Raw genomic sequence first — 23918 nt, 5'->3', positions numbered from 1 at the left:
AAGACATCATGTCGGTAGTGCAATGCTATGTATGCTGTATTCAATGCCAGCATGAACTTATGTGGTAAGTTCGATGCCAGCATTGATAAACACCTCTTGCGTTTAGCAAGAAAATTAGGAAACAGCATTCTCCATTGAGGGCAGCAAAATTTCAAATACTTGTCCATGCTGCAGAATAGTGATGTCTCTTCCTTTGTCTCTCATAACTACAACTTCCGGTTTTGTAGACATGCGCTCCAAATAGTGCTCAGGCACATCGCCAGAGTGGCTTACAGTGATGCCTTCTACTTCTTTCTCTTCATTTTCAGCCATTTCCTGTTCAACGATTTGTTCGAAAATATCGGAAAAAGCCTCAAAATTGTCAGTGTACACGGAAATGCATTTCATGATTACTCATCCTCTTCTACTCATTAATTTATTTTTCGTTTTGGGGTAGTAACACGTTCCTTATCTTTCCTGATTTGGGACGTTTTCATACGCTTCTTCCCTTCCCGGCATATGTCCAGCAATGGACAGATATGACATTGGGGATTTTGAGCCTTGCAATGGTAGCGTCCAAAGAAAATGATCCGGTGGTGAGTTAAGGTCCACTCATCCCGGGGTACGCGCTTCATCAGTTTTTTCTCGACTTCAAGTACGGAGTCGTCCCAGCCTGCCAGCCCGAGCCGTTTGGATACACGTTCAACGTGAGTATCCACCGCAATCGCTGGTACACCAAACGCATTGGAAACAACCACATTCGCAGTTTTCCGCCCAACGCCTGGCAAGGTCACAAGCTGATCATGTTCCTGCGGTACATCACCGCCATACTGCTCTATTAAAATACGGCACATGTTCTGAATATGCTTGGCCTTGTTCCGGTACAAACCAATACGTCGGATGTCCTGTTCCAGCTCTTCGAGAGGAACCGCCAGGTAGTCGGCAGGACTGGTGTACTTTTGGAACAAGTCTGCGGTCACCTTGTTTACCGTCTCATCGGTACATTGGGCAGACAACAGAACAGCTACAGTCAATTCAAACGCATTGCTGTGATTTAATTCGCAATGTGCATCAGGGAACATCGCTTCCATTGTATCGAGTATGTGCCTAACCGTTGCTGCATTCATGAAGAGCTACCTCCCACAAAATCACCACACAGAGTGGAGACTTACTTCCAAGCTTATTTCGAGTGTTCTGCGGGGACGCCCAAAAAGCTTGCAAAAAAAACGTCCTGATGCAGGAAAGATCCCGCATCAAGACGGTCATTCTTTTGATCCTCGAAAAGAAACGATTACTGTTTTTGGATCTCCATGACTACATTATTCAGGAGATACAATACAATATTATCATTATCTTTGAGAGATTGCACGCTTAAAGTGTTGTCACCCTGGTGAACAAATACGCCTGTACCAAGTGCAAAACGGTAATTTGTGTCTGAAGTGGACTCGCGTTTAACCAAAATTTGGTTTCCTACTCCATCATAAGACCAGAACTGTTTGCTCATAATCGTCATCACTCTGAATCGTGTCGAATTGTCCGTATCCTTTGTCATTTCTACACGATCACCCACTGTAAGACTGTTTAATGTCGTTAATGTGGAACCCGACTTGATGACTTTTACAGCACCGCTAACAGGTACAGTTTCGCTCTGTCCATTAAACAACTTCAGTGTAACCGAAGTCGCATCCACAGATGTCACTTCCGCAAGCGTACGTTTCACGACCTGAACCGCTTTAGGCGTAGTTCCTTCGAATGTGACGTTAATCAGGTTGCCTGCTGTTAACTGGGAAGTCATGATCGACTGTCCACTTTCACCAGTCAAAACAGCTTGATCCACGTAAAACTGACTTGTCAACGAATCTGATTTTACACGAACACGGCCATTGGTCTCTACAGATACGACTTCAAATTGGGCCACGGTGTTCAGTGACACTTTCTGTACGTAATCCTGATTAGAACCAAGTGTAACTGTCACTTTATCACCAATTTTCAGGTCGCCCAAACCTGCTCCAGACTTGTTATAAATCTCAATTGTTGGAACGGTCGAGTATGGGACGGTGATGGTTTGATTACCGGACAATAAGCTGATCGTTTTCTTATTCGTATCGATCCCGCTGAGCGTACCTTCATATTTGTAAATTACTTTTACGGACAATGCTCGTGTTCCAACATAAGTCAGATCAAGTTTACGTCCTTCGTTCAACAGCGATTCCAATCCAGCCAGTGTAGGTTTGGTTGTGTTGTAGTCCAGCTTCGTTTTATCATCCAGGGTAAATACAAATGGTTTTTTGTTGCTGTCCAGTACCGTCAACACTTTGGTTTTGCTGTTGTAGGATACCACGGAAGCTCCGTTCATCGGTTCCATCTGACGTCCAATCACCTGTATTTTCGTTACGCGATCTTCCCCGTTCAGCGTAAGTTCTACCTGGTCACCATTGGTTGCATCCGTAATCAGATCATTCAATGTGGCATCCTGAATTCCGTTAATCACCACTTCCGGATTTTCCGCAAGAAGTTTCGCCTCCAGGGAGCCTCCTTCACGTTTGAACGTTAGTGTGGATTGATTGCCGCCGATCTCTACCAGGGTACCACGTACCGACTGCTCTACTCCCTGAGACAATTCAATGGTTTGCAGAACACTGTCTTTCACTGTGTATTTAACCGCACTTCCTGCTTTAAGCTCGGCGAGGGAGAGAATTCGATCCTGATAACGAATGATAAGATTATCGCCATACACAAATTGCTCAGTGGTTCCTGCTGCATTCGTGAACTTGATTGTTTTTCCAGTGGTACTTACTTCCGCAATCACACCGCTATCGCTCTTGTTGACAATACCGGATTTCACACGAATGGCGACAGTCTTTTTGTCAGGGGAGAACGTTTCGCGCTGCACCTCAATGATACTATCTGCTGTAATATCAGACAGCTTAATGGCATTTCCATTCTGATCAATGAATGCCGTAGCTTCATCATATCCGTACGTTTCATAGTTCTCGCCAACAAAAATACCAATTTTATTGCCTGACAGTGAACGTGCAAAAGTACCTTCAACGCTCTCTACCTGCGGTGTCGCATCCATTACCTCCACATAAGCTGCAGTTCCGGCAGAGCCAACCACCTGCACTTTGGTATAGAGCTGAACATTGGGTGCTGCCGCACGTGTTTCACTGTCTTTTGTAAAATATGGTGTGCTGGTGTTCACCGCAAAGTTCATTGCTTTGCCATCAACCAGCATGCTGATCTGACCATCCTTTAAGCCAGTCACATAACCCGTAAAGGTGTTCGGATATGCCGTCTCTGTTAACGCCTCTCCTCTGCTGAAGAAAGTCGCCAGTTGGGCGCGCGTTACCGAGCCAGTAGGATTAAATTTGTTGCCTTCCACTCCTTTGGCAAGCTCTAGGCTCACCGCCAGATTGACGTAACCTTTTCCATCCTCGGAAATGCTTGCATCATCGGCGAAGCCAGTTGACTGACTGTTCTGTGCCTTCGCTTCAGCCTCTTTGTTCAATGAACGGATCAGTAATTTGGTAATCCACTCACGCGATGCAGGCTTTTGTCCCCATGATGTTTTGGAGACGTCTGCTGTGGATTCTTCCGTTTTATCAATCAGTCCCAGTTGAAGCGCCAAAGCGACATATGGCTTGAAATAGTTCCCCACTTCCATATTTGTCGGTAATGCCGCAGCCGTGCTGTCGTTCAACTGGCCTTCCTGGTTCATAAAACGGATCGCCATGGTTACAGCTTCCTGTTGTGTTACCGCATCTCCTGGACGGAACAGACCATTGTTACCGAGAAGGATACCTTGGTTTGCCAGTTTATATACATGCTTCTCAGCCCAGTATCCAACCTTGATATCACTGAACAAACCTGCAGGTGCAGTCGTATTGCTAACAGCTGCAGTCTGGCTTTGCTCCGCTTCTGTTGATTCTGCTGCCATGGCAGCTCCGCCAGTGCTAAGGGCCATCATGCCTGCAAGCACGGCTGATACTACTTTTTTAGAGTGTGATGGATTGTTATATTTAAAAGTCACCTATGATTTCCCCTCTCATGTAAAACGGTCGGTCGATATCCCTTGAAAAACGGTAAAACAACAAGCAACAGCGAACCTATTCGGATCTCGTCATTGGATGCTCAAGATCGACATGGCCCATCAAGCTCTCAGATTGCTGCCCGTCCACCAACAAATCAAGCGATTTGACTTCATCAAACTGGAAGAATGTTTTCTTCAAGGCATCAATTGCATACGCTTCTCCACCTGCACCAAGACGCGCGGTATCAGGCATATGGATATCCAATGTGAGTGCACCTGCATCAAATTTTACGGACTTTAATTCAATCTCTTTAGCCCATAGTGGAACAAGTTTGTCATCTGACGTTTGTTGCAAAGCTGCAAATGCTTCCTTGTATTTGTCGTCATCTGTAGCGTAGGAGATACTCGCAGTGGCTTCATGCACTTCCAGCTCTTCCGGATCGGTATAAAACACATTAATTGTTTTTTGTTCTGTACTCTGTGAAGTACTATTGGACTCCGTAGAAGTTCCTCCCGAAGAAGTCGTGCCTTCCGAACCCGAGCTGGAAGGTGTCGAATCCGGTGTAGATGTCGTACCTTCTGTTTCCACAGTTACAGGATCCGTAATTTCGGTATCATTTGTCTCATTCTCGCTATTTTGATCCTCAGGGACGTTAACTTCTGTACCAGCTCCCTGAGTCTGACTTGGAGCAGGAGCTGCTGTTGGCTTGCTTCCACATCCGGCAGCAACTGCCATAACCGTCACCAACAGTGCTGCAATCCATAATTTTTTGTTCATTCTAACTCCGCCTCCTGATCATAAGGGTTAGCCCTTATTTAATTCCCAGATACTCCTTGATTCCTGCAACAATACCCTTCGCAACACTGTTTTGGAAACTTTCAGTGAACAGAGCTGCTTCATCACTCTTATTGCTCAGGAAACCGCCTTCCAGCAAAACTGCTGGCATTGTCGTTTCACGGGTAACATGGAGGCTTGCCGTCTTCACGCCACGATCCTTCAATCCGGAGGATTGCAGAAGATACTTGTGCATGATGGTAGCCAGTTCCTTGCTGGTGGATCGAGTATAGAACGTTTCTACACCGTTGGCAGCAGCAGGCCCACTATTGGCATGAATCGAAATAAAGATATCCGCGTTTACTTTTTCGGCAATTTTCACACGTTCACTCAAAGCCAGAAAAGTATCGTCGCTGCGGGTCAGCACTACGTCAATTTTAGACTCTTTTTTCAGCAGTGCTTCCACTTTCAAAGCCATCGCCAAGTTGAAATCTTTTTCCCGTTTTCCGGTAACACCGATTGCACCAGGATCCTGGTCCCCGTGTCCTGCATCAATCACGACAACTTTCTTGCCATTATCCCCCACTGGTGGAGCAGGTGTTTCGCCTTGTTTGTTCAAATCAATCATGATCAAACCAGAATCGTTTTGAACCTCATAACCTTTGGCACTGGAAAGGTCAATGACAAAACGAACAGTAGAAGGGCTGTTGCTGTATAGTGAATACCGGATCTTAGAAACATCGGGATAACCGCTAACTACAAGCTGTCCATTCTGGTTGCTGTCAAGAGCTTGTCCCTCACTGAAAGAATCAGCGAATGCGGTATTAGGTAAGTCGATAACGATTCGATTCGGTCCTGTCATCGTGAAGACGTTCGGCTTCGTATCTCCGCTTGTTGCAATAAAGAAGCGGTTGTCACTGAAGCTGATGCCGTTCACCAGTACAAGACCTTCCTCATTCGTTCCTCCGCCATTATTACCGGAGTTCGGAGGAGTTGTTGTTCCGTTTCCGGAACCTGAATTCTGGGTAATTAATGTTACCGTCTTCGTGGTATTGTTCCAACCCACCTTGAGACCCATTTGTTCACCGATAAATCGGAGTGGCACAAGTGTCGTACCATTTTTTACGAGTGGCGGGGCATCCAGGTTCACGTTACTGCCGTTCACCGTTGCCGTCTTCTGTCCAACAATCATCTGCATGGCAATGTTGTCTTTGCTTATAGTCACAGTGCTTGTACTCTGTTTCCAGTCCACACCGTACCCCAGACTCTCGGAGATTACCCGAATCGGGACCATCACTTTGCTGTTGATGATCTCCGCCTTGGCATCCGATGGCTGTACAATCTCTTTCCCGTCTAGGATAATTTTCGTATCTGCTGCTGCATGACTATAGCCCGGGAAAACGAGCCCAAAGACAAATAACAGTACCAAAAAACCGAACTTCTTCATCCTTCACCCCTACCATTCTCATATTTTTTCGCTGCATGTTGCAACTTACAGCTCCGACTGACCACGTGGGCATTACCAGACACCTATTAGACGCCACGTGCTCTCAAAAGTTGCGAATATATTCCAACATAACAGAAAAAAAACGTTGTCAAATCAAGCTTTTTCTACATTTTAATGTCTGTTTATTTCCTTTTTTATCAATTAAACATCTGAAAACAACGGACTGTCCTAAACTGCGTTTTTACGAATAACCAGCCTTACAGCCCCAAATATTCTGCTATTCCGTCTGCTATCGCCTGAGCGCATTGGTCCTGATAATCCTCAGTGAGCATAATCGCCTCATCTGTTGGATTGCTCATAAAACCGAGTTCTAGCAAAACGGCAGGCATGGTTGTTTCACGGGTTACATGCAGGCTGACCATTTTCACACCACGATCCTTAAGTCCCGTAACCGGCAACACATATTTGTGAAGTGTATCCGCCAGAGATTTACTGTCTTTACGACTATAAAGTGTCTCTATTCCATTCGGAACAGGATTCGTAAATTTGTTGCCGTGAATGGAGATGAAGATATCCGCCTGGTTAAGTTCCGCAATATCTACTCTCTGCTTTAATGACAGTTCCGTATCATCCTGTCGTGTGATCACCGTTAGAATGTCATCGTATTGCTCCAGCAGTGCCTGGACCTTTAGACCCACAGCTAAATTAAATTCCTTCTCGTATTTGCCAGAAATACTTACAGCTCCCGACTGCCTTCCGCCATGTCCCGGATCAATAATTACTATTTTCTTGCCGTCATCGTTTGGCAAGGCTGGTTTACTTGCAGACTCACCACTACTTGCTGTCAGATCGACGAGCATCACATTGTTTTCTCCAAGTGACCATTTGGCTGTTGCGGACTGTTTCAAGTCAAACACGACGCGAACAGTAGATGGTGAGCTGCTGAACATTGCATATCGAACCTTGGACACCAGCTCGGAATCCGTCACTTCAATACTGCCGCTGCCATCGGGGCCGGAGGCTTGTCCCTGAAGGAAATCCTGAGAGAAGGTTGTGCCAGGCAAATCTACGATAATGCGATCCGGTTCACCAAGCGTAGACAGCTTCGGCATGATCTCACCATTAACTGCTACAATTAGTCGATCCCCGCTGAAACTGATACTTTGCAATTCTGTATTCATGCTCGGTGCTGGGGCTTCACTTGCATCATTTTCTTCATTCGATCCTGCCACTGGAGGGACGGTGAATAGGTTTACCGTCTTGGTCCCATTGTCCCATCCCACTTTCAGCCCCATGCCTTCCCCGACAAAACGTAAGGGGACCAGTGTGGTTCCTTGTTTGATCAAAGGTGGGGAATCCAGCTCTACAAGGCTTCCATTGACCGTCGCTGCATCTTTGCCAGCTGTCATCTCAATGCTGCTGTTTCCTTTTTGAACAAGAACCGACTTCGTTTCCTTTTGCCACTTTACCTGATAACCAAGATTTTCCGAAACAATGCGAATAGGTACCATCACGGTTTTCCCTATATTCTCGGCTGGCGCTCCAGATCGCTGATCAATTGTCACACCATCAAGCACAATCGAGGGCCCTGCATTGGCATTCGCCATGACAGGAAATAAACACATAAACAGAAAGAAAACGACTGCAACAGACCATTTCTTCATAAATCATCCACCGTTCTGTTGTGTTTTGTACCTTTAACTACCTTCCACTGCTCCTCTATGTAACTTTCCATAATATACTAAACAGTTTATCAGATATTGTCTGATCATCCGGTTACAACGTTGTCATATTTAGTCGGAAAAACCCTGTCTTCCCGCAGATAAGCGCAAGCACAAAAAAATAAAACAACCCCCATATTGAGTAAGGAACACCAGGTTCCCTGCCCATTATGGAGGTTGATAGACTACACTTGTTATGAAATGCTAGTTATGGAGCAACTTATCCAAACAGCTTCGCCGCGTGGCGCTGCTCATAAGCCGTAATCTCATCATCATGCTGCAGCGTCAGGCCGATATCATCCAGTCCTTGCAGCAAAAATTGACGGCGATGCTCATCCAGATCAAAATCAATATGCAGTCCGTGTGCATCTGTAATCGTTTTGTTTTCCAGATTCACATTCAGTTCATAACCCTCATGCGCAGCTGTACGCTGGAACAGATCCTCTACCTGCTCTTCGGACAACTTGATTGGCAAGATGCCATTTTTGAAGCAGTTATTATAGAAGATGTCCGCAAAAGACGGTGCGATGACGCAACGGAATCCATAATCCATAATCGCCCATGGTGCATGCTCACGGGATGAGCCACAGCCAAAGTTCGCACGGGAGATCAGAATGGACGCTCCTTCGTAGCGGGATTTATTCATTTCGAAGGAAGGATTGTTGTTCCCCTCTTCATCAAAACGCCATTCATAGAACAAAAATTGTCCAAAACCGGTACGTTCAATCCGTTTCAAAAATTGTTTGGGAATGATTGCGTCTGTATCTACATTGACCCGGTCTACCGGTGCAACGATGCCTTGCAATGTTTTAAATTCTTCCATGTGATCCGTTCTCCCTTCTGTCCGTTACTTGTTAGATAACTGCTTCCGTTTTGAAATTCCAGTCACGTACGTCAACGAAGTGACCTTTAACTGCTGCTGCAGCTGCCATTGCTGGAGATACCAAGTGCGTACGTCCTCCGCGTCCTTGACGTCCTTCGAAGTTACGGTTGGAAGTCGAAGCACAGCGTTGTCCTGGCTTTAATACATCCGGGTTCATCGCGAGACACATGCTGCATCCCGCATCACGCCATTCAAATCCGGCTTCCGTGAAAATTTTGTCCAAACCTTCTTTTTCCGCCTGAATTTTAACACGGCCTGAGCCAGGAACGACGATTGCCGTAACATTACTGGACACCTTATGACCTTTGGCAACCTGTGCTGCCGCACGCAGATCCTCAATCCGTCCATTCGTGCAAGAACCGATAAATACATAATCAACCGGAATTTCAGAGATCGGTGTTCCTGGTGTAAGTCCCATATATTCAAGCGCTTTTTCAGCCGCTTTACGTTCATTTTCAGTCGGCAGTTCTGCCGGAACAGGTACTTTGGAAGAGATATCTGTTCCCATACCCGGACTCGTACCCCAAGTTACTTGCGGAATCAGGGACTCCACATCAATCTCAACGACACGATCAAACTCAGCACCCTCGTCGGTAACAAGCTCTTTCCATGCTGCAACAGCTTCATCGAATTTGGCACCTGCAGGTACATATTCACGTCCGCGAAGATACTCAAACGTCGTTTCGTCCGGCGCGATCATCCCTGCTCTTGCCCCACCTTCGATGGACATGTTGCAGACCGTCATACGCTCTTCCATGCTGAGTTCGCGAATGGATTCGCCAGTATACTCAATAACATAACCTGTCGCAAAGTCTGTGCCGTATTTGGCAATCACTGCGAGGATCATGTCTTTTGCGGTTACACCCGGATTACGCTTCCCAACGAAGCGAACTTCCATCGTTTTGGCTTTCGCTTGTTGCAAACATTGGGTTGCCATAACATGCTCGACTTCACTTGTTCCGATCCCGAATGCCAGTGCACCAAATGCACCGTGCGTGGACGTATGGCTGTCACCACAAACGATAGTTTTACCTGGGTGAGTCAGACCCAATTCTGGTCCCATAACGTGTACGACACCTTGATCAATCGTATCCAGATCATACAGTTTAACGCCGAAATCACGGCAGTTCTGAGAGAGTGTATCAATTTGCTGTTTGGAAATCGGATCTGTAATGTTGAAGCGATCCTTGGTCGGTACGTTGTGATCCATTGTTGCGAATGTAAGCTCAGGACGACGTACTTTACGACCACTCAAGCGCAGTCCTTCAAATGCCTGTGGAGAAGTTACTTCGTGCACCAGATGCAGATCGATATACAAAATACTAGGTTTTCCTTCTTCCTGATGAATCACGTGATTTTCCCAGATTTTCTCAAACATCGTTTTTTTACTCATCATTTTCACCTCATCATAAGTTCGGTCCTTGGAAGAGCTTCTTTTTTGTCCAAACGGTGAAGCTCTTGAATGACATAAATATATCACCCTGTCCTTCATTGTTCCAAGATATAATATCTATAGATGTAATAGGTTTGACCTATAATGAGGCAAATGCCAATAACCTCTGCATACACAGCGGTCTTTAATTGATAACAATTATCATTATCATAAAACTTATACTACGTTGCTTCACCAATGGTGTCAATGCTTTTTCCACGGATTCACAACAGGAAAATGATTTATTCACCCGGAATGTTATAATGGTGGCATAACGAAAGGAATGACATGTGCATATGGAATTCAGACAACTTCAATATACGCTGCAGATTGCTGCCGAACGGAATTTTTCCCGGGCAGCCGAGAAGCTTCATATCGCGCAGCCTTCACTCAGTCAGCAATTATCCAAACTGGAGAAAGAGCTGGGCGTTTTACTCTTCCAACGTAATACAAGCACCGTGGAGTTGACCCATGCCGGGGTCACATTTGTGGAGCAAGCCCAGAAAATTGTTGATGCCGTGGAGCTGCTCAGACAGGAAATGTCGGATATCTCCCAGCTGCGCAAGGGTAAAGTCGTTGTGGGCAGCATGCCGATCACCGGTTCACACCTCCTTCCGCACGTGCTCCCTGCATACCAGCAAGCTTATCCGGATATCGAAGTTACCTTGCTCGAGGACGCCGGACTTACCCTGGAGAAATTGACAGCAAGCGGCAAGGCAGATCTCAGTCTGCTCTCCTTGCCTCTCCAGGAGCCGAGCTTGTCTTACGTTGCGATCGGTGAAGAGCGGATTGATCTGGCGGTTCCACCTAATCATCCCCTGGCCATCAGAGGAAATCCGGAACAACCGATTCCCGTTCACATGGAAGAGCTGCGGGATGAGTCTTTTGTTGTCCTGAAAAAAGGTCAAGGCTTCCGTAAACTGACCTTTGATCTGTGTGAGCAGGCCGGATTTGATCCGCGTGTTGTGTTTGAAAGCAACAACATTGAAACCGTGCAGTCCCTTGTAGCTACAGGCATGGGAATCACGCTTGTTCCACGCTTTATTGCGAGGGCACCACGCAGTGAATTCGTGCCTGTATATGTACCACTCGCTGAACCTGTCCCGAGTCGTACTCTGGTCGTCGCTTACCGCCAGGGACGCGTACTGTCCAAGGCAGCAGAAGCTTTTATTGACACATTTAAACAGACTGTTGCCAAGCTCTCTGAGGGTGATCACGAAAATACTGCTTACGTAAAATAAACACTCCATGATCAAAACGGATCAAAACAAACAAAGGCCTGACCCATACGGGCCAAGCCTTTGTTATATACTCGTCTCCCGCATAAGCAGGATCAAGTTCTTGCATGAGATCGCAATGCTTCGTTACAGCACCATGTTGCTGATATCATGATTTAAGTTAACGTAGAAACGTACATAAGAGATTTTCATGTCTAGCCGTTTATTTTCGCAAATTACGTTCACTCGTCAGCCTGTTCTGCTGATTGACCAGTCGGCCTTCGTCCTGAACAGCTTGTTCAGGGGGTGATAGCCCTCCTGCCCCATTCTCTAAGAACGGCCTCAAATGATCTTCCCTTGTGTTTTCCTGTTCCAGTCTCCTGAGCGTATCTTTCACATGGTTGTCCATTGATTGATCATCCTCCTTGGTGACGGGATAGTTATCATTACCCGCCTCCAGGAAGAATAAACACCTTACTGAAATATCTTTTGTTATTTTCCCCCAAAATAAATGCCAGGTCTGCGGTCTTCAAAAACCGGAATACGTCCCCGCACTTCATCTACGAGAGACGGACGAATCAGTCCTGTCACGATCTCTTCCCCTTCTCCGCCCTCAGCTACAATTTCACCCCAAGGATCAATAATGAGAGAATGTCCGAAAAATTCCGTGTCTCCCCCTTTACCTACCCGGTTGCATGCGATGACGTACATCTGATTTTCAATGGCCCGTGCCGTCAATAGTGTACGCCAGTGGTGCAAACGCGGATTGGGCCATTCAGCAGGTACTATCAATGCTCTCGCCCCATTCAATGCAAGCGTGCGGGCAAGTTCTGGAAAGCGAATATCGTAACAGATGGAAGCACCCGCTGTGAGACCGTTCTCCAGTTCGAAAATTTCAGGATCGGCGCCTGGCTGCAAATACTTCTCTTCATCCATAAGACGAAACAGATGCAATTTATCATAACGGGTGACCTGATCTCCACTTCTGTTATACGCATACATTGTATTGAAAATTTGGTCATTTCGCTTCTCGGCTATGGATCCCCCGACAATTGAAATCTGATGTTTCTGAGCAAAAGCCGATAACCATGCCCGTGATCTTTGACCTTCCGGGTCAGCAAGCTCCTGGATTTTCTCCAAAGCATAGCCTGTATTCCACATTTCCGGCAGCACTGCCAGTTTCAGATCCGGATATTGTTCCACTGCTCGTTCGAGCAATGTCTGCATATGTTTATGATTGGCCTCAGGATTTCCGAGCTGAATATCGCCCTGAATCAGGGCAACACGCATTTCCCCCGGTTGTTGTTCTGTCATGACATGCACTCCTCTGAATCGTAATACCTGTTATCATAGCTTGATCGTATTGACGACCGCAACCCTGTTATCCGGGCTGGGAACCTAGCCATTCAGGCAGCATTTATCATTATCCGTTCTACTGATTATAAGCAAGCAACAACCTTTAATCTGGAGCAAGTTAGATACACAATTGCAATAGGAACATATCAACAGAAGTTGAAGCACCTATTAAATTCCTCTTTTCTGAATCTCCCTTATATATTTTTTTATAACGCGGCAGAGACCCTATTATTCGGTCTACACCATCCTTTTCCCCTCTATACAGCTCGGGATTAGCGTGATAAATTAATGAATACTATTCCCATCTTTATGAACCGGAGTGATGAAAATAATGAATAATCAACAGCAACGTTCGGCTCGTTCGGCTTTTAATATACCTACCTCAGATGTCATGACACAGCTGCCAACGCAATTTTTTGCAACTCTTGTTCAAAATGTGAATCGTGAAATCGCCAGTGGTCATGACGTAATTAATCTCGGTCAGGGGAACCCGGACACGCCTACACCCCCACACATTGTAAAAACATTGCAAGAGTCCGCTGAAAATCCGCTTTATCACAAATATTCTCCTTTTAGCGGTCATGCGTTCCTGAAGGAGGCAATCGCCCACCGTTATAAGGAAGACTACAACGTTGATCTTGATCCGGAGACTGAAGTCGCGATTCTGTTTGGCGGAAAAACAGGTCTCGTCCAGCTGCCTCAAGTGCTGCTTAATCCTGGAGACGTATGTCTCGTTCCTGACCCAGGTTATCCGGACTACTGGTCCGGTGTTGCTCTTGCCAAAGCACACATGTCTTTTATGCCGCTGCTCGATTCAAATGCATTCCTTCCTGATTTTGAGGCCATCTCGGCTGAAGATCGGGAGAAGGCCAAGCTGATGTATCTGAATTATCCCAACAATCCAACGTCTGCAACGGCCCCACTTTCCTTCTATAAAGATACGGTGGAATTCGCCATTCAAAATAAAATCGTAGTCGCCAGCGACTTCGCCTATGGCGCGATCGGATTCGATGGGCATCGTCCGGTCAGTTTCTTGCAGGCTCCGGGCGCCAAGGAAGTCGGCATCGAATTCTATACGCTATCCAAAACCTACAATATGGCAGGATGGCGGGTAGGCTTTGCCCTCGGTAATGCGGAGATTATCTCCAAGATCAATTTGCTGCAGGACCATATTTATGTCAGCCTCTTTGGCGGCATTCAGGCTGCAGCTGCTGCTGCACTGACTTCCTCTCAACAATGTGTTACGGATCTGGTTGCGCGATATGAATCCCGCCGTAACGCTTTCTACGAGGCACTCGCATCCATAGGCTGGCAAGCTGCGAAGCCAGGAGGTTCGTTCTTCAGCTGGCTGCCTGTTCCTGCCGGCTTTACTTCATCCGACTTTGCAGATTTGCTGCTTCGGGAAGCGAAAGTGGCTGTAGCCCCAGGTATAGGGTTTGGTACTCACGGGGAAGGTTACGTTCGGGCTGGTCTGCTGAGTGACGAAGAACGACTGCAGGAAGCCGTTAAACGGATTGGCAAGCTGAACTTGTTTAAGTAAATAGAGGTAGAATACCCCTTTGCATCTGCCAAGTTTCCATGGTATGTTATTAACAAATATCGAACGAAACGTGATGACGGGACCAGTACGAGAAAACAGGCCGCGCCCAGAGAGTAAATTCCACCGGGCTGCAAGAATTTACCGCGGCTTCTCTCCGAAACCTACCCCTGAGCGGCCTGTTTATGCAGGACGGTGCCTTCTGTTACAGGGCGCAAAGCCGGATGAATCAATCATCAATAAAGGTGGTACCGCGGAAGTCACAAACTTTCGTCCTTTTTACAACAAAGGACGGGAGTTTTTTTTGTACCGGGATAACCGTCCGCTGGTATCTCATTAATCATGTTTAAGGAAGTGAAAGCATGCCTTCACGTATTGTAGTCAAGATTGGAAGCAGTTCCCTTACCACGGAGGAAGGTGGACTTGATCGCAGTTCCATTTCATTTTTTGCCAGTGAGATCGCTTCGCTCGCCGAACAGGGGCATGAAGTCCTCTTGGTCACTTCCGGAGCCGTTGCTGCCGGATTCCGCGAGATCGGTTATCCCCATCGTCCCAAAATGCTGCATGAGAAGCAGGCTGCGGCCGCAGTTGGACAGGCATTATTAATGCAGGCATATCAACAGGCTTTTGCAGCGCACCGCGTTACTACAGCGCAAATTCTGCTGACAAGAACCGATTTTCACAGCCGAAAACGGATGGGTAATGCAGGCATGACGGTGGAAGAGCTGCTCAGACAGCGGGTCATCCCCATTTTTAACGAGAATGATACCGTTTCTGTAGACGAGTTGAAATTCGGGGATAACGATCTGCTATCGGCACTCGTTGCCAATTTGGTAAAAGCGCAGCATCTCGTTATTCTCACCGATACCAATGGACTCTACACAGCAGATCCTCGCAAGGATCCCTCCGCTGTGCGTTATGATCGGATACCTGAAATTACTGAAGAAATCTATGCTTATGCCGGAGGTTCAGGTTCGTCGGTCGGAACAGGCGGCATGCGCTCCAAGGTCGATGCAGCTAAAGTCGCAACACGCGGAGGGGTTCCCGTTTTTGTCGGTAGTGTCAAGGAATCCGGGGACTTGCAAAATGCTGTTGAGGGCTGTGGTAAGGGGACCTATTTCGAGACTCGTCTTGCTGCACTCTCCCGCAAAAAGCAATGGCTCGGCTTCATGTCGACCCCCCTCGGTACCGTTGTAGTGGATGCCGGCGCCGAAGAAGCTCTTGTCCACGGCGGTCATAGTCTGCTGCCCGTAGGAGTCAAACGCGTGCTTGGCACGTTCCACGCAGGCGACGTCGTAGAAGTCATTGGCATGGATGAGACGCTTCTGGGTCGAGGCATCGTCAATTATGATGATGATCAACTTCGTCTCATCGCAGGTATGCCAAGCGGCGAAGTGATGAAAACACTAAATGCCATCCACCGACTTGAGGTCATTCATCGAGACGAGTGGATTACGTTAAAATAACAAGTACTTGTATAAGGTAATGACTTGAACTTGTATATATGAAGGAGGAATTCCAGATGAGTGAAGTTAGACAAAAAGCCAGCAAGGCTCAAAGCAGCGTTCCACAGTTAAACCGATTGAATACAGAACAGAAGAACAAGGCCTTGCTCGCCATGGCGAACGCATTAATTGCCGAATCGGAATCCATTATTTCAGCCAATGCTGAGGATCTCGAACGCGGAAGAGAACAAGGCACGCCAGAATCCATGCTGGACCGCCTCTCCTTAAATAAAGAGCGCATTGCAGGAATCGCTGAAGGCTTACGTCAAATTGCCGAGCTGCCAGATCCTGTTGGTGAAGTGCTGGAGTCGTTCACACGTCCAGATGGGCTGCATATTGAAAAATTGAGAGTGCCGATCGGTCTGATTGGCATCATCTATGAGGCTCGTCCCAATGTTACGGTGGATGCTGCCGGCTTATGCCTCAAGACCGGAAACGCCGTTCTGCTTCGCGGTGGTTCTTCTGCTCTCTCATCGAACCGCAAAATTGTGGAGGTGCTGCATCAAGCACTGGCCAAAACAGACCTGCCACCGGATGCGCTGCAGCTCGTGGAAGATGCAAACCGCTCTTCAGTCGATGAAATGCTTAAGCTGAATGGCCTGCTGGATGTAATTATTCCTCGCGGGGGTGCCTCCCTGATTCGCAACGTGGTTGCCAACGCGACGGTACCTGTCATTGAAACAGGTGCAGGAATCTGCCATACGTATGTGGATGAATCGGCTGATCCGGTGATGGCAGCAGAAATTGCGATTAATGCAAAAGCACAGCGCCCGTCCGTATGCAATTCCATGGAAACCCTGCTGCTTCATGCGGCTTACGCAGAACAGCATTTGCCTGCCCTGGCCGAACAATTCCGTGAGGCTAACGTCTCATTGAAGGGTTGTGACACCACTCGCCGTCTCGTACCTGATGCCATTCCCGTGACGGAGGAGGACTACGCGACAGAGTATAACGATTATATTTTGAATATACGGGTTGTACGGAATTTGGAAGAAGCGATGAATCATATAGCAACCTATGGCACAAAACATTCCGAATGTATCGTCACCCGCGATACAGCTCATGCGGAGCGCTTCTTGCATGATGTGGATGCTGCCGCGGTGTACCACAATGCTTCCACACGTTTCACGGACGGATTCGAATTCGGCTATGGAGCCGAAATTGGTATAAGCACACAGAAGCTGCATGCGCGTGGCCCAATGGGTCTTCCTGCTCTCACTTCAACGAAATATCGCATTACTGGCAACGGACAAATTCGGCAGTAAAATCGCAGTTACAGACATATAGGGAGGAACGATAACCATGAGTCAAGAACAACAGACGTTATTACAGCAAAAGATTACTTTCCACGGAGCAGGTGCCATGGCAGAAGCCATCGTGCGCGGACTGATCTCCCGCCTCGTTGTACGTCCCCAGGATATTACGATGCTGAACCGGAGCAACCAGAAACGTCAGGAAGAGCTGAGTACCCGGTATGCCGTTCATACAGGAACAGCCTCCCAATCGCTTGAACTGCTCTCCGCTTCTCCCGTTATCGTACTGGCCATGAAACCAAAAGATGCTGCTGGAGCTCTTCGCGAGTTGGGTCCCCTCCTGTCACCGGACCAACTCATTGTTTCTGTTATTGCGGGATTATCCATTCGTACGATGCAGACACTGCTCGGCCGCAAACAGCCGATTGCACGTTCCATGCCGAATACATCCAGCACCATTGGACTCGGTGCAACCGGTCTTGCTTTCTCCGCAGAAATTACGGATGAACAGCGCAGCACGGTTATGACGATGTTTGAAGCGGTTGGCATCGTGACCATTGTACCTGAGGAGAAACTGGAGGTGCTCACGGGTATTTCCGGAAGTGGCCCGGCTTATGTATACTATTTAATGGAAGCCATGATTGCCGCGGGAATCCGTGGTGGTCTGTCCAGTCAGCAATCCCGCGATCTGACCGTTCAAACCGTACTTGGTGCAGCGCGGATGGTTCAACAGACAGGAGCGGAACCCATGAAGCTTCGCAGTGATGTCACCTCACCTGGAGGCGCCACACAAGCCGCACTGAAAACACTGGATGAGGGCGATTTCTTTGAAAATGTAATTGCAGCCGTCAACCGCTGTGCAGAGCGCTCACGGGAGATGGGGGCTGCCTTGGAAGGAGATTTAAGATGAATAACATGTGCACTGCTACATATCGTCTGCACGATGATCGTGCGGATTTCCGCAAAAAGGCGGAATCCATTGCTGTTGGCATGACTGTCGGCAGCTGGACCGAATTGCCGCAAGCCAAGCGTGAAGCGATGCAGAAACATCTAGGCGAAGTCATCAGTGTAAACGTACATGAAACTGAGGGCATGGCTCCGGGCGAGCGGTATGCTGATATTACAATCGGTTATCCCGATGTAAACTTCAGTCGCGATATTCCGGCCCTGCTTGTCACGGTCTTTGGCAAAATTTCGATGGATGGACGGATCAAGTTGACAAGACTTGGTTTCTCGGACGGATTCCTGAGCGCGTTCCCTGGTCCCAAGTTTGGATTGAATGGTGTCCGCGATCTGCTTGGTGTCCATGATCGTCCACTTTTAATGAGCATCTTCAAATCGGTTATTGGCCTGGATGCAGATGAACTGCGCGAACAGTTTATCCGCCAGGCTCTAGGCGGAGTCGATCTGATCAAGGATGACGAAATTCTGTTTGAGAACAAGCTGACACCTATTGAAAAAAGAGTCGAGATCTGCATGAAGGCTGCCGAACAGGCTCGCCGAGAGACTGGTAAGAAACTTCTCTACGCCGCCAACCTGACCGGCCCGACTTCGCGGTTGAAGAAGCAGGCTGAACGAGCGATCGATGCTGGAGCAAATGCACTACTGTTTAACGTGCTGTCCTACGGCTATGACGTTCTGCATGAGCTTAGCAGCGATCCGGATATCAACGTGCCCATCATGGCCCACCCTGCGCTTGCAGGCGCATTCTATCCTTCGCCGCATTACGGTATTTCGGCTTCAGTGCTGCTCGGTCAGCTGATGCGTCTTGCCGGAGCAGATCTCGTCCTCTTCCCATCACCTTATGGATCGGTGACCATGCCGAAAGAGGAGAATATGGCCATTACGGAACAGCTGCTCTCAAAAGAGCTCCCGGTCAGAACCAGTATGCCGGTTCCTTCGGCAGGAATTCATCCAGGGCTTGTTCCGCTTATTTTGCGTGACTTTGGCACCGACGTCATCGTTAACGCAGGCGGAGGCATTCACGGACATCCAATGGGCACTGAAGCGGGTGGACGCGCATTTTTGCAAGCCATCGAGGCAGCACAACGCTCGATTCCACTTTCAGAATATGCAGCTGAACATCCCGAACTGAAAAGCGCATTGGATCTATGGGGTGGAGAACGATGAGAAGTGATAAGAAAACGGTCATTTTCTGCGATTTTGATGGTACGATCACTCTTTCGGATAATATCGTAGCCATCATGAAGCATTCTAAGCCCGAAGGCATTGAACCGATCATGAAAGATACTGTCGAGCAGAAAATATCATTGCGAGAAGGTGTCGGTGCCATGTTTGCTCTACTGCCTGCATCGCAAAAAGATGAAATTGTGGAATTTGTTCTTGGACAAGCCGGCATCCGCGAGGGATTCAGTGAGTTTCTGGAATACGTACGAAGCGAAGGCATTGAATTCAATGTAACCAGCGGCGGCATGGACTTTTTTATCGAGCCTCTGCTTGCGCCATTCAATATCCCACAAGACCACGTCTATTGTAACGGAGCAGACTTTACGGGTGATTTTATCCGCATTGAGTGGCCCAATCCGTGCCAGCCCCCTTGTGAGAACGGCTGCGGCATGTGCAAAACAACGGTGATTCGTACGTTCCCGGAAGAACACTATAATCGGATTCTGATTGGAGATAGTTTAACCGATTTTGAAGGTGCCAAAATTGCCGATCTTGTCTACTCCCGCTCCATTTTGACGGACAAATGCATTGAACTTGGCGTAGATCATGTGCCTTTTGCTACCTTTTACGATATCATGGAAGACATGAAACAGAAGCAAACACAAGGAGTGCTGTAAAGATGGGTTTTGAAAAAATTACATTGGAACACAAACGCCAGGTACTGGAAGAACTTGCTGATATTAAAGCACTGTTTGCCAGTCGCAACTGGTTCCCGGGTACAAGCGGCAATCTGTCGATGCGTGTGGGAGAGTTTGATCCGGAGCAATTTTATTTTGCGGTTACGGCTTCGGGTAAAGACAAATCTCTTCGTACACCGGAAGATTTTCTGTTTGTGGACAAGCATGGCAAAGCCATTGAAACGACAACCCTGAAACCTAGTGCAGAAACGTTGATTCACTGTGAAATCTATCGTTTGACTGGCTGTGGTGCCGTGTTCCATGTGCACACCGTGTTTAACAACCTGATTAGCGAGTTTTTTGGCGCAGAAGGATCTGTGCCGATCCAAGGAATCGAATTGATCAAGGCTTTTAACATTTGGGAAGAAAATGCTGAGATTCGTGTGCCGGTCCTGCCTAACTTTGCCGATATTCCATCCATTGCCGAGTTGGTTCCAGGTGTACTTGATCCGAAGGTGCCAGGGATTTTACTTCGCAACCACGGCATTTATGCGTGGGGTAAAGATGCGTTTGAAGCAAAAAGACATCTGGAAGCATTCGAGTTTTTGTTCGAAGTGATGTATCGTCAGCTACTGCTGAAAGGTGCTTCGAAATAGAAATCATTCCTCTCTGATATTCAGACAAACAAAAAACACGCCACGGGCTGCTTTTTCAGCCTATGGCGTGTTTTTGTCTAGCGCTTTACTACAAACTTACAATCGATCATCCCGATCCCTGAACAAGAAGAGATTGGCTGATTCCTCGTCTTTTCCGTTTACTCCACTATGCTGTCCAATTGAACGCTGCTTGCCGAAGAGCAGTTTCAAGCCACCAAAAATGAGCAACAGCGAAACAATAACGGTATTCACATAGGAACGAATCTCGTAAGTCATGAAGAGATTGGGGAACAGCTCATTCAGCTGCGGGATGACAAGCCGGATGGCCAGGTAATACACACCAAGCGCTGCGATCCCGAATCCAATCAGACGTTGATGTTTAGCCCAATCTTTGAAAATGGGTTGATCGGTGAGCGGTTCCCGGCCATAACGGCTTGAACACTGAAGTCCATCAAAAAAGCTGTAGAACCAGATCAACGGAATCATGAACAAGAATACGGATAAATGAAGCAGGTCCAGAACATAGATGCTGCCGAGAAACAGGAACATCAGTTGCATGCCTCTTTTTTGCAGTCCCAGATACAGATGACCCGCACCAGGAAAGGCTGATAACAAGGTTGCCAGCACTTTGCTTCGTCGTCCGGAGGCTCTTCCCATTTCCAGTTCTTCGAACAACGTTCGGTCCTGCAACACTTCTCCAGCCTGCTTGCGATGGACATGCTGAACCGCATCAAACATGCAATACACCCAAATCACAGGCAGAATGAGCAGGAACATCAGAAATACCGATTCATTCGTAATCGAAGCTACAAATACCATCATCGCAAATGAGCCAAAGAATGCAATCAGAAACGAAAGTCCCCGATGCAGCAGGCCCAAATGTAGATGCCCAAGGCCCGGGATGAAAGACAACAATATCGTAAAGAATCGTTCACCTTCGCTGCGTTTTGGATACATAGGTTGACCATATGTACCTTCTGGCATACCGTATCCATGAGTAGAATGCTGATGCATCTCTTCTCCGTTCATTTGCTCCATGGGGCCATTTGGATCCGGATATGCCTGCTGATATGCTGCTTCCTGATAAGGACCATAATGGGCTCCATAGCCGTCGTAATGAGCATTCCGTGCAGAAGGTGCACGCAGCAGAGTGATTGTAATGTCCAGCATGTTGATACACCAGAAGAAGAAGGCTGCCACTGCCCCAAAAATCATAAGCTCATCTTCATTGGTGACCACCATCAACATGAATGCGCCGATCAAAGTGCCAAAGAAGAGCAATGGATAAATCACGGCCTTCGCGGTTCGGCCCCAGTACAGAAAACCAAGTCCCGGGACAGCATTTAACAGAAATGCAAGTATTTTGTTACGATCTGATTGCACAGTCGTCATCCTTTCTTTTCAGGCAATGCGAATTATTTATGGTTTAGGCTTGAAGTTATCCAGCCATGAAGTGGCTGCCTCCGTCCATTTTTGTGTGAAAGATCCCCTCTGCTCGCCTTCGTGGAACTTGTGATAAGGTGCGACCTTGTCAAACACCCCAGAAGAGAGGAAGATTAACGTCAGGCAGGCCGCTACCGCGTAATGAAATACTTTATGCTCCAGCCAGCGTCTGCTCCGTCCTGAACGTGATTTGCGCTTGCTCTTTGAATGTTCCAGATCTGTGATGCGTTCCATAATGGAATCCGCAAAGTGAGCCGGATTATCCAGTTTCGGCAATGTTTGATGAATACCCATAGCTTCCAGATAGTGATCCATCGCTTCTGGATCTTCGATTAATACCTTTTCCATGCGAATCGCTTGTTCCCCGGTAATTCGGCCTTCGATATAGTCCGTCCAGTCCTGAACGCCGTACATCTCGATTTTACTCACGCCACTCATCCTCCTTCCAATGAATTCTGATCCACTGCCGGGCACGGTACAAACGGGATTCCACGGTTTTGACAGCCACCTGGGCATCATGGGCGATCTGCTCATAATTTTTTTCGCTTAAATAATACGCAGTAATAATGTCCCGATGCTGGGCAGGCAGTTGATTGATTCGTTCACGCAGAGTTTCCTTGCGTTCTTCCCGAACGAGACGGGCCAGAATATCTTCTTCGCTTCCAGGCAGGTTGATTATTCGTTCTTCTCCACCCAGATCTTCGCTGCTTCTTCGGCCCAGCCTTCGTTTCGCATCGATGGCTTTGTGAAAGGCAATTCGGGTAAGCCATGTTTTGAATCCTTCGGAACGGTAATCGGGGAGAGATTTATACATCTGAATGAACGCCTCCTGAGCTGCATCCTGCGCTTCCTGATCGTTCCTGAGTACGGAATACGCCACATGGTATACATGCTGGCTGTACTTATCGATCAATAAACGAAACTTGGATGTATCCCCTTGACGGATTTGTTCGATTAAGCGCGCTTCGTCAATGACTCTCCCCTCCTCTCCACTACAATAGACGACAGCTTTCTGGGCTGCCCCTGCGTATTTATTTAATTTTTTTTAAATTCATGTGATTACATTGCCTGAAAAGATAAAATCATTCCATGGGTAGCTTGATCAATTCAATCTAGAATTCAAAAAACAGGCGCAGAATGTCTTCTGGCCTGTTCATTGATTGTTCCTTTACATGTGATTAACGTCCCCCGCTTCGGAAACGCTGCGTGTATGCCTTCGCATCCTGAACATTCTTCACCCGGTTGCGGCTCCATTCCAGCAAAATGCGGTCAATGTAACGGAAATGCACTTTGCCGGCAAATACGGCTTCCTTCAGAGCCATCAAAATCAGCTCTTCCTGATATCGGTCCTGATCCAGCCAGCTGGAGATCGTTTCGCATTCCATAGGTGATAACGGACGACCAAATTCTTTTTCAAAGATGGAGAACATGTTTCGTTCTTCCTCTTCTATTTGAACACTGTTCGAATTTGGACGTGCGTTCATGCTCATCTGCTGTGCTCGCGCTGCTGCTGCATCTTCAGCGACACACGTTGCGAGCTTGGCATACAGTCCATGCAAATCGTAACGCTCGTACTGAATATCCCGTTCCTCGTCCCGATGCTCATCAATGAAAATATATCCATCCCGCATCAGTCGCTGCAGCATTCTGGCGATGCCTTCAGGGGCAAGTCCCATACGTGCCGCGAGCTCTTCCAGGGTAGGAAACTCATTGAATTCTGCCTGACGGTAACCCAGCAATTGAATCAGCAAAAGCACTTCGGAATCTGTTAATCCAAGTTGATGATAATAACGCAACAAAGCATACGGGAGCTGTGCTGTTCCAGATGTCAACCCGTAAGCTACGCCACTCAGCCACGCTTTGGAGCCGGTTTCTTCCAT

General features: G+C 47.5%; 22 protein-coding genes. 8 read left to right on the top strand and 14 right to left on the bottom strand.

The features are described from left to right. Positions 1–114 precede the first annotated feature (114 nt). The 8 genes from HP552_RS23990 to leuC all read right to left on the bottom strand — a co-directional run bounded on the left by HP552_RS23990 (position 115) and on the right by leuC (position 10228). The gene (locus HP552_RS23990) at positions 115–387 is read right to left on the bottom strand and encodes a hypothetical protein (protein WP_024630585.1); all 273 of its coding nucleotides are present in this window, start codon (positions 385–387) and stop codon (positions 115–117) included. Between the two features lie 23 nt (positions 388–410). Continuing rightward, positions 411–1106: an endonuclease III gene (gene nth / locus HP552_RS23985; protein WP_175397908.1), complete on the bottom strand. Its 696-nt coding sequence runs from the start codon at positions 1104–1106 to the stop codon at positions 411–413. A gap of 164 nt (positions 1107–1270) precedes the next feature. Next, complete coding sequence (locus HP552_RS23980) at positions 1271–4009, bottom strand: S-layer homology domain-containing protein (RefSeq protein ID WP_175397907.1); 2739 nt, start codon at positions 4007–4009, stop codon at positions 1271–1273. Between the two features lie 76 nt (positions 4010–4085). After that, a complete protein-coding gene (locus HP552_RS23975) occupies positions 4086–4787 on the bottom strand; it encodes a GerMN domain-containing protein (RefSeq protein WP_175397906.1) in 702 nt (233 codons plus the stop codon). A 34-nt stretch (positions 4788–4821) separates the two neighbouring features. Then, positions 4822–6231 carry an N-acetylmuramoyl-L-alanine amidase family protein gene (locus HP552_RS23970; protein ID WP_175397905.1) on the bottom strand — a complete coding sequence of 470 codons (1410 nt, stop codon included), beginning with the start codon at positions 6229–6231 and terminating at the stop codon, positions 4822–4824. Between the two features lie 257 nt (positions 6232–6488). Next, on the bottom strand, positions 6489–7895 hold the full coding sequence (locus tag HP552_RS23965; protein WP_175397904.1) for an N-acetylmuramoyl-L-alanine amidase family protein: 1407 nt from the start codon (positions 7893–7895) through the stop codon (positions 6489–6491). Positions 7896–8172: 277 nt separating this feature from the next. Continuing rightward, complete coding sequence (leuD, locus tag HP552_RS23960; protein WP_095292742.1) at positions 8173–8775, bottom strand: 3-isopropylmalate dehydratase small subunit; 603 nt, start codon at positions 8773–8775, stop codon at positions 8173–8175. Positions 8776–8806: 31 nt separating this feature from the next. Further along, positions 8807–10228: a 3-isopropylmalate dehydratase large subunit gene (leuC, locus tag HP552_RS23955; protein WP_175397968.1), complete on the bottom strand. Its 1422-nt coding sequence runs from the start codon at positions 10226–10228 to the stop codon at positions 8807–8809. A gap of 335 nt (positions 10229–10563) precedes the next feature. Here leuC and HP552_RS23950 point away from each other — a divergent pair, with 335 nt between their 5' ends. Beyond that, positions 10564–11508, top strand: coding sequence for a LysR family transcriptional regulator (locus HP552_RS23950; protein ID WP_175397903.1), 945 nt, complete (start codon positions 10564–10566; stop codon positions 11506–11508). Between the two features lie 199 nt (positions 11509–11707). Here the strand turns inward: HP552_RS23950 and HP552_RS23945 are convergent, their stop codons facing one another. Both HP552_RS23945 and HP552_RS23940 read right to left on the bottom strand, forming a co-directional pair. Beyond that, positions 11708–11893, bottom strand: coding sequence for a hypothetical protein (locus HP552_RS23945; protein WP_095292751.1), 186 nt, complete (start codon positions 11891–11893; stop codon positions 11708–11710). 83 nt (positions 11894–11976) lie between these two features. After that, on the bottom strand, positions 11977–12798 hold the full coding sequence (locus HP552_RS23940; RefSeq protein ID WP_175397902.1) for a carbon-nitrogen family hydrolase: 822 nt from the start codon (positions 12796–12798) through the stop codon (positions 11977–11979). 373 nt (positions 12799–13171) lie between these two features. Here HP552_RS23940 and HP552_RS23935 point away from each other — a divergent pair, with 373 nt between their 5' ends. From HP552_RS23935 to HP552_RS23905, 7 genes are all read left to right on the top strand, one after another. Then, positions 13172–14380 (top strand): pyridoxal phosphate-dependent aminotransferase, encoded by a 1209-nt coding sequence (locus HP552_RS23935; protein ID WP_175397901.1) that lies wholly within the window; start codon positions 13172–13174, stop codon positions 14378–14380. 359 nt (positions 14381–14739) lie between these two features. Next, complete coding sequence (gene proB / locus HP552_RS23930; RefSeq protein ID WP_175397900.1) at positions 14740–15843, top strand: glutamate 5-kinase; 1104 nt, start codon at positions 14740–14742, stop codon at positions 15841–15843. Between the two features lie 56 nt (positions 15844–15899). Next, a complete protein-coding gene (locus HP552_RS23925) occupies positions 15900–17147 on the top strand; it encodes a glutamate-5-semialdehyde dehydrogenase (RefSeq protein WP_175397899.1) in 1248 nt (415 codons plus the stop codon). A 37-nt stretch (positions 17148–17184) separates the two neighbouring features. Beyond that, a complete protein-coding gene (gene proC / locus HP552_RS23920) occupies positions 17185–18045 on the top strand; it encodes a pyrroline-5-carboxylate reductase (protein WP_175397898.1) in 861 nt (286 codons plus the stop codon). Continuing rightward, positions 18042–19265, top strand: coding sequence for a 2,3-diketo-5-methylthiopentyl-1-phosphate enolase (locus HP552_RS23915; RefSeq protein ID WP_175397897.1), 1224 nt, complete (start codon positions 18042–18044; stop codon positions 19263–19265). Before proC ends, HP552_RS23915 begins: the two co-directional genes overlap by 4 nt. Next, positions 19262–19939, top strand: a complete 678-nt coding sequence (locus tag HP552_RS23910) for a 2-hydroxy-3-keto-5-methylthiopentenyl-1-phosphate phosphatase (RefSeq protein WP_175397896.1) — start codon at positions 19262–19264, stop codon at positions 19937–19939. The genes HP552_RS23915 and HP552_RS23910 overlap by 4 nt, the downstream gene beginning before the upstream one ends. Positions 19940–19941: 2 nt before the next feature. After that, a complete protein-coding gene (locus tag HP552_RS23905) occupies positions 19942–20595 on the top strand; it encodes a methylthioribulose 1-phosphate dehydratase (RefSeq protein WP_175397895.1) in 654 nt (217 codons plus the stop codon). 96 nt (positions 20596–20691) lie between these two features. Here the strand turns inward: HP552_RS23905 and HP552_RS23900 are convergent, their stop codons facing one another. The 4 genes from HP552_RS23900 to HP552_RS23885 all read right to left on the bottom strand — a co-directional run bounded on the left by HP552_RS23900 (position 20692) and on the right by HP552_RS23885 (position 23918). Continuing rightward, a complete protein-coding gene (locus HP552_RS23900) occupies positions 20692–21978 on the bottom strand; it encodes a multi-tm2 domain protein (RefSeq protein WP_376768982.1) in 1287 nt (428 codons plus the stop codon). 36 nt (positions 21979–22014) lie between these two features. Next, positions 22015–22467, bottom strand: a complete 453-nt coding sequence (locus HP552_RS23895; RefSeq protein WP_175397893.1) for an anti-sigma factor — start codon at positions 22465–22467, stop codon at positions 22015–22017. After that, on the bottom strand, positions 22460–22951 hold the full coding sequence (locus HP552_RS23890; RefSeq protein ID WP_246311029.1) for an RNA polymerase sigma factor: 492 nt from the start codon (positions 22949–22951) through the stop codon (positions 22460–22462). Before HP552_RS23890 ends, HP552_RS23895 begins: the two co-directional genes overlap by 8 nt. Positions 22952–23216: 265 nt before the next feature. Further along, entirely contained in the window at positions 23217–23918 is a 702-nt protein-coding gene (locus HP552_RS23885; RefSeq protein ID WP_175397892.1) for a DnaD domain-containing protein, read from the bottom strand.

The organism is Paenibacillus xylanilyticus, assembly GCF_013359935.1.
GTDB classification, from domain to species: Bacteria; Bacillota; Bacilli; order Paenibacillales; family Paenibacillaceae; genus Paenibacillus; species Paenibacillus xylanilyticus.
This window is presented reverse-complemented; position numbering and strand designations above follow the sequence as displayed.

Coding starts and splice junctions, on each gene's coding strand:
- HP552_RS23990 (WP_024630585.1), bottom strand. CDS start 387: ATGAAATGCATTTCCGTGTACACTGACAATTTTGAGGCTTTTTCCGAT.
- nth (WP_175397908.1), bottom strand. CDS start 1,106: ATGAATGCAGCAACGGTTAGGCACATACTCGATACAATGGAAGCGATG.
- HP552_RS23975 (WP_175397906.1), bottom strand. CDS start 4,787: ATGAACAAAAAATTATGGATTGCAGCACTGTTGGTGACGGTTATGGCA.
- HP552_RS23970 (WP_175397905.1), bottom strand. CDS start 6,231: ATGAAGAAGTTCGGTTTTTTGGTACTGTTATTTGTCTTTGGGCTCGTT.
- HP552_RS23965 (WP_175397904.1), bottom strand. CDS start 7,895: ATGAAGAAATGGTCTGTTGCAGTCGTTTTCTTTCTGTTTATGTGTTTA.
- leuD (WP_095292742.1), bottom strand. CDS start 8,775: ATGGAAGAATTTAAAACATTGCAAGGCATCGTTGCACCGGTAGACCGG.
- leuC (WP_175397968.1), bottom strand. CDS start 10,228: ATGAGTAAAAAAACGATGTTTGAGAAAATCTGGGAAAATCACGTGATT.
- HP552_RS23950 (WP_175397903.1), top strand. CDS start 10,564: ATGGAATTCAGACAACTTCAATATACGCTGCAGATTGCTGCCGAACGG.
- HP552_RS23945 (WP_095292751.1), bottom strand. CDS start 11,893: ATGGACAACCATGTGAAAGATACGCTCAGGAGACTGGAACAGGAAAAC.
- HP552_RS23940 (WP_175397902.1), bottom strand. CDS start 12,798: ATGACAGAACAACAACCGGGGGAAATGCGTGTTGCCCTGATTCAGGGC.
- HP552_RS23935 (WP_175397901.1), top strand. CDS start 13,172: ATGAATAATCAACAGCAACGTTCGGCTCGTTCGGCTTTTAATATACCT.
- proB (WP_175397900.1), top strand. CDS start 14,740: ATGCCTTCACGTATTGTAGTCAAGATTGGAAGCAGTTCCCTTACCACG.
- HP552_RS23925 (WP_175397899.1), top strand. CDS start 15,900: ATGAGTGAAGTTAGACAAAAAGCCAGCAAGGCTCAAAGCAGCGTTCCA.
- proC (WP_175397898.1), top strand. CDS start 17,185: ATGAGTCAAGAACAACAGACGTTATTACAGCAAAAGATTACTTTCCAC.
- HP552_RS23915 (WP_175397897.1), top strand. CDS start 18,042: ATGAATAACATGTGCACTGCTACATATCGTCTGCACGATGATCGTGCG.
- HP552_RS23910 (WP_175397896.1), top strand. CDS start 19,262: ATGAGAAGTGATAAGAAAACGGTCATTTTCTGCGATTTTGATGGTACG.
- HP552_RS23905 (WP_175397895.1), top strand. CDS start 19,942: ATGGGTTTTGAAAAAATTACATTGGAACACAAACGCCAGGTACTGGAA.
- HP552_RS23885 (WP_175397892.1), bottom strand. CDS start 23,918: ATGGAAGAAACCGGCTCCAAAGCGTGGCTGAGTGGCGTAGCTTACGGG.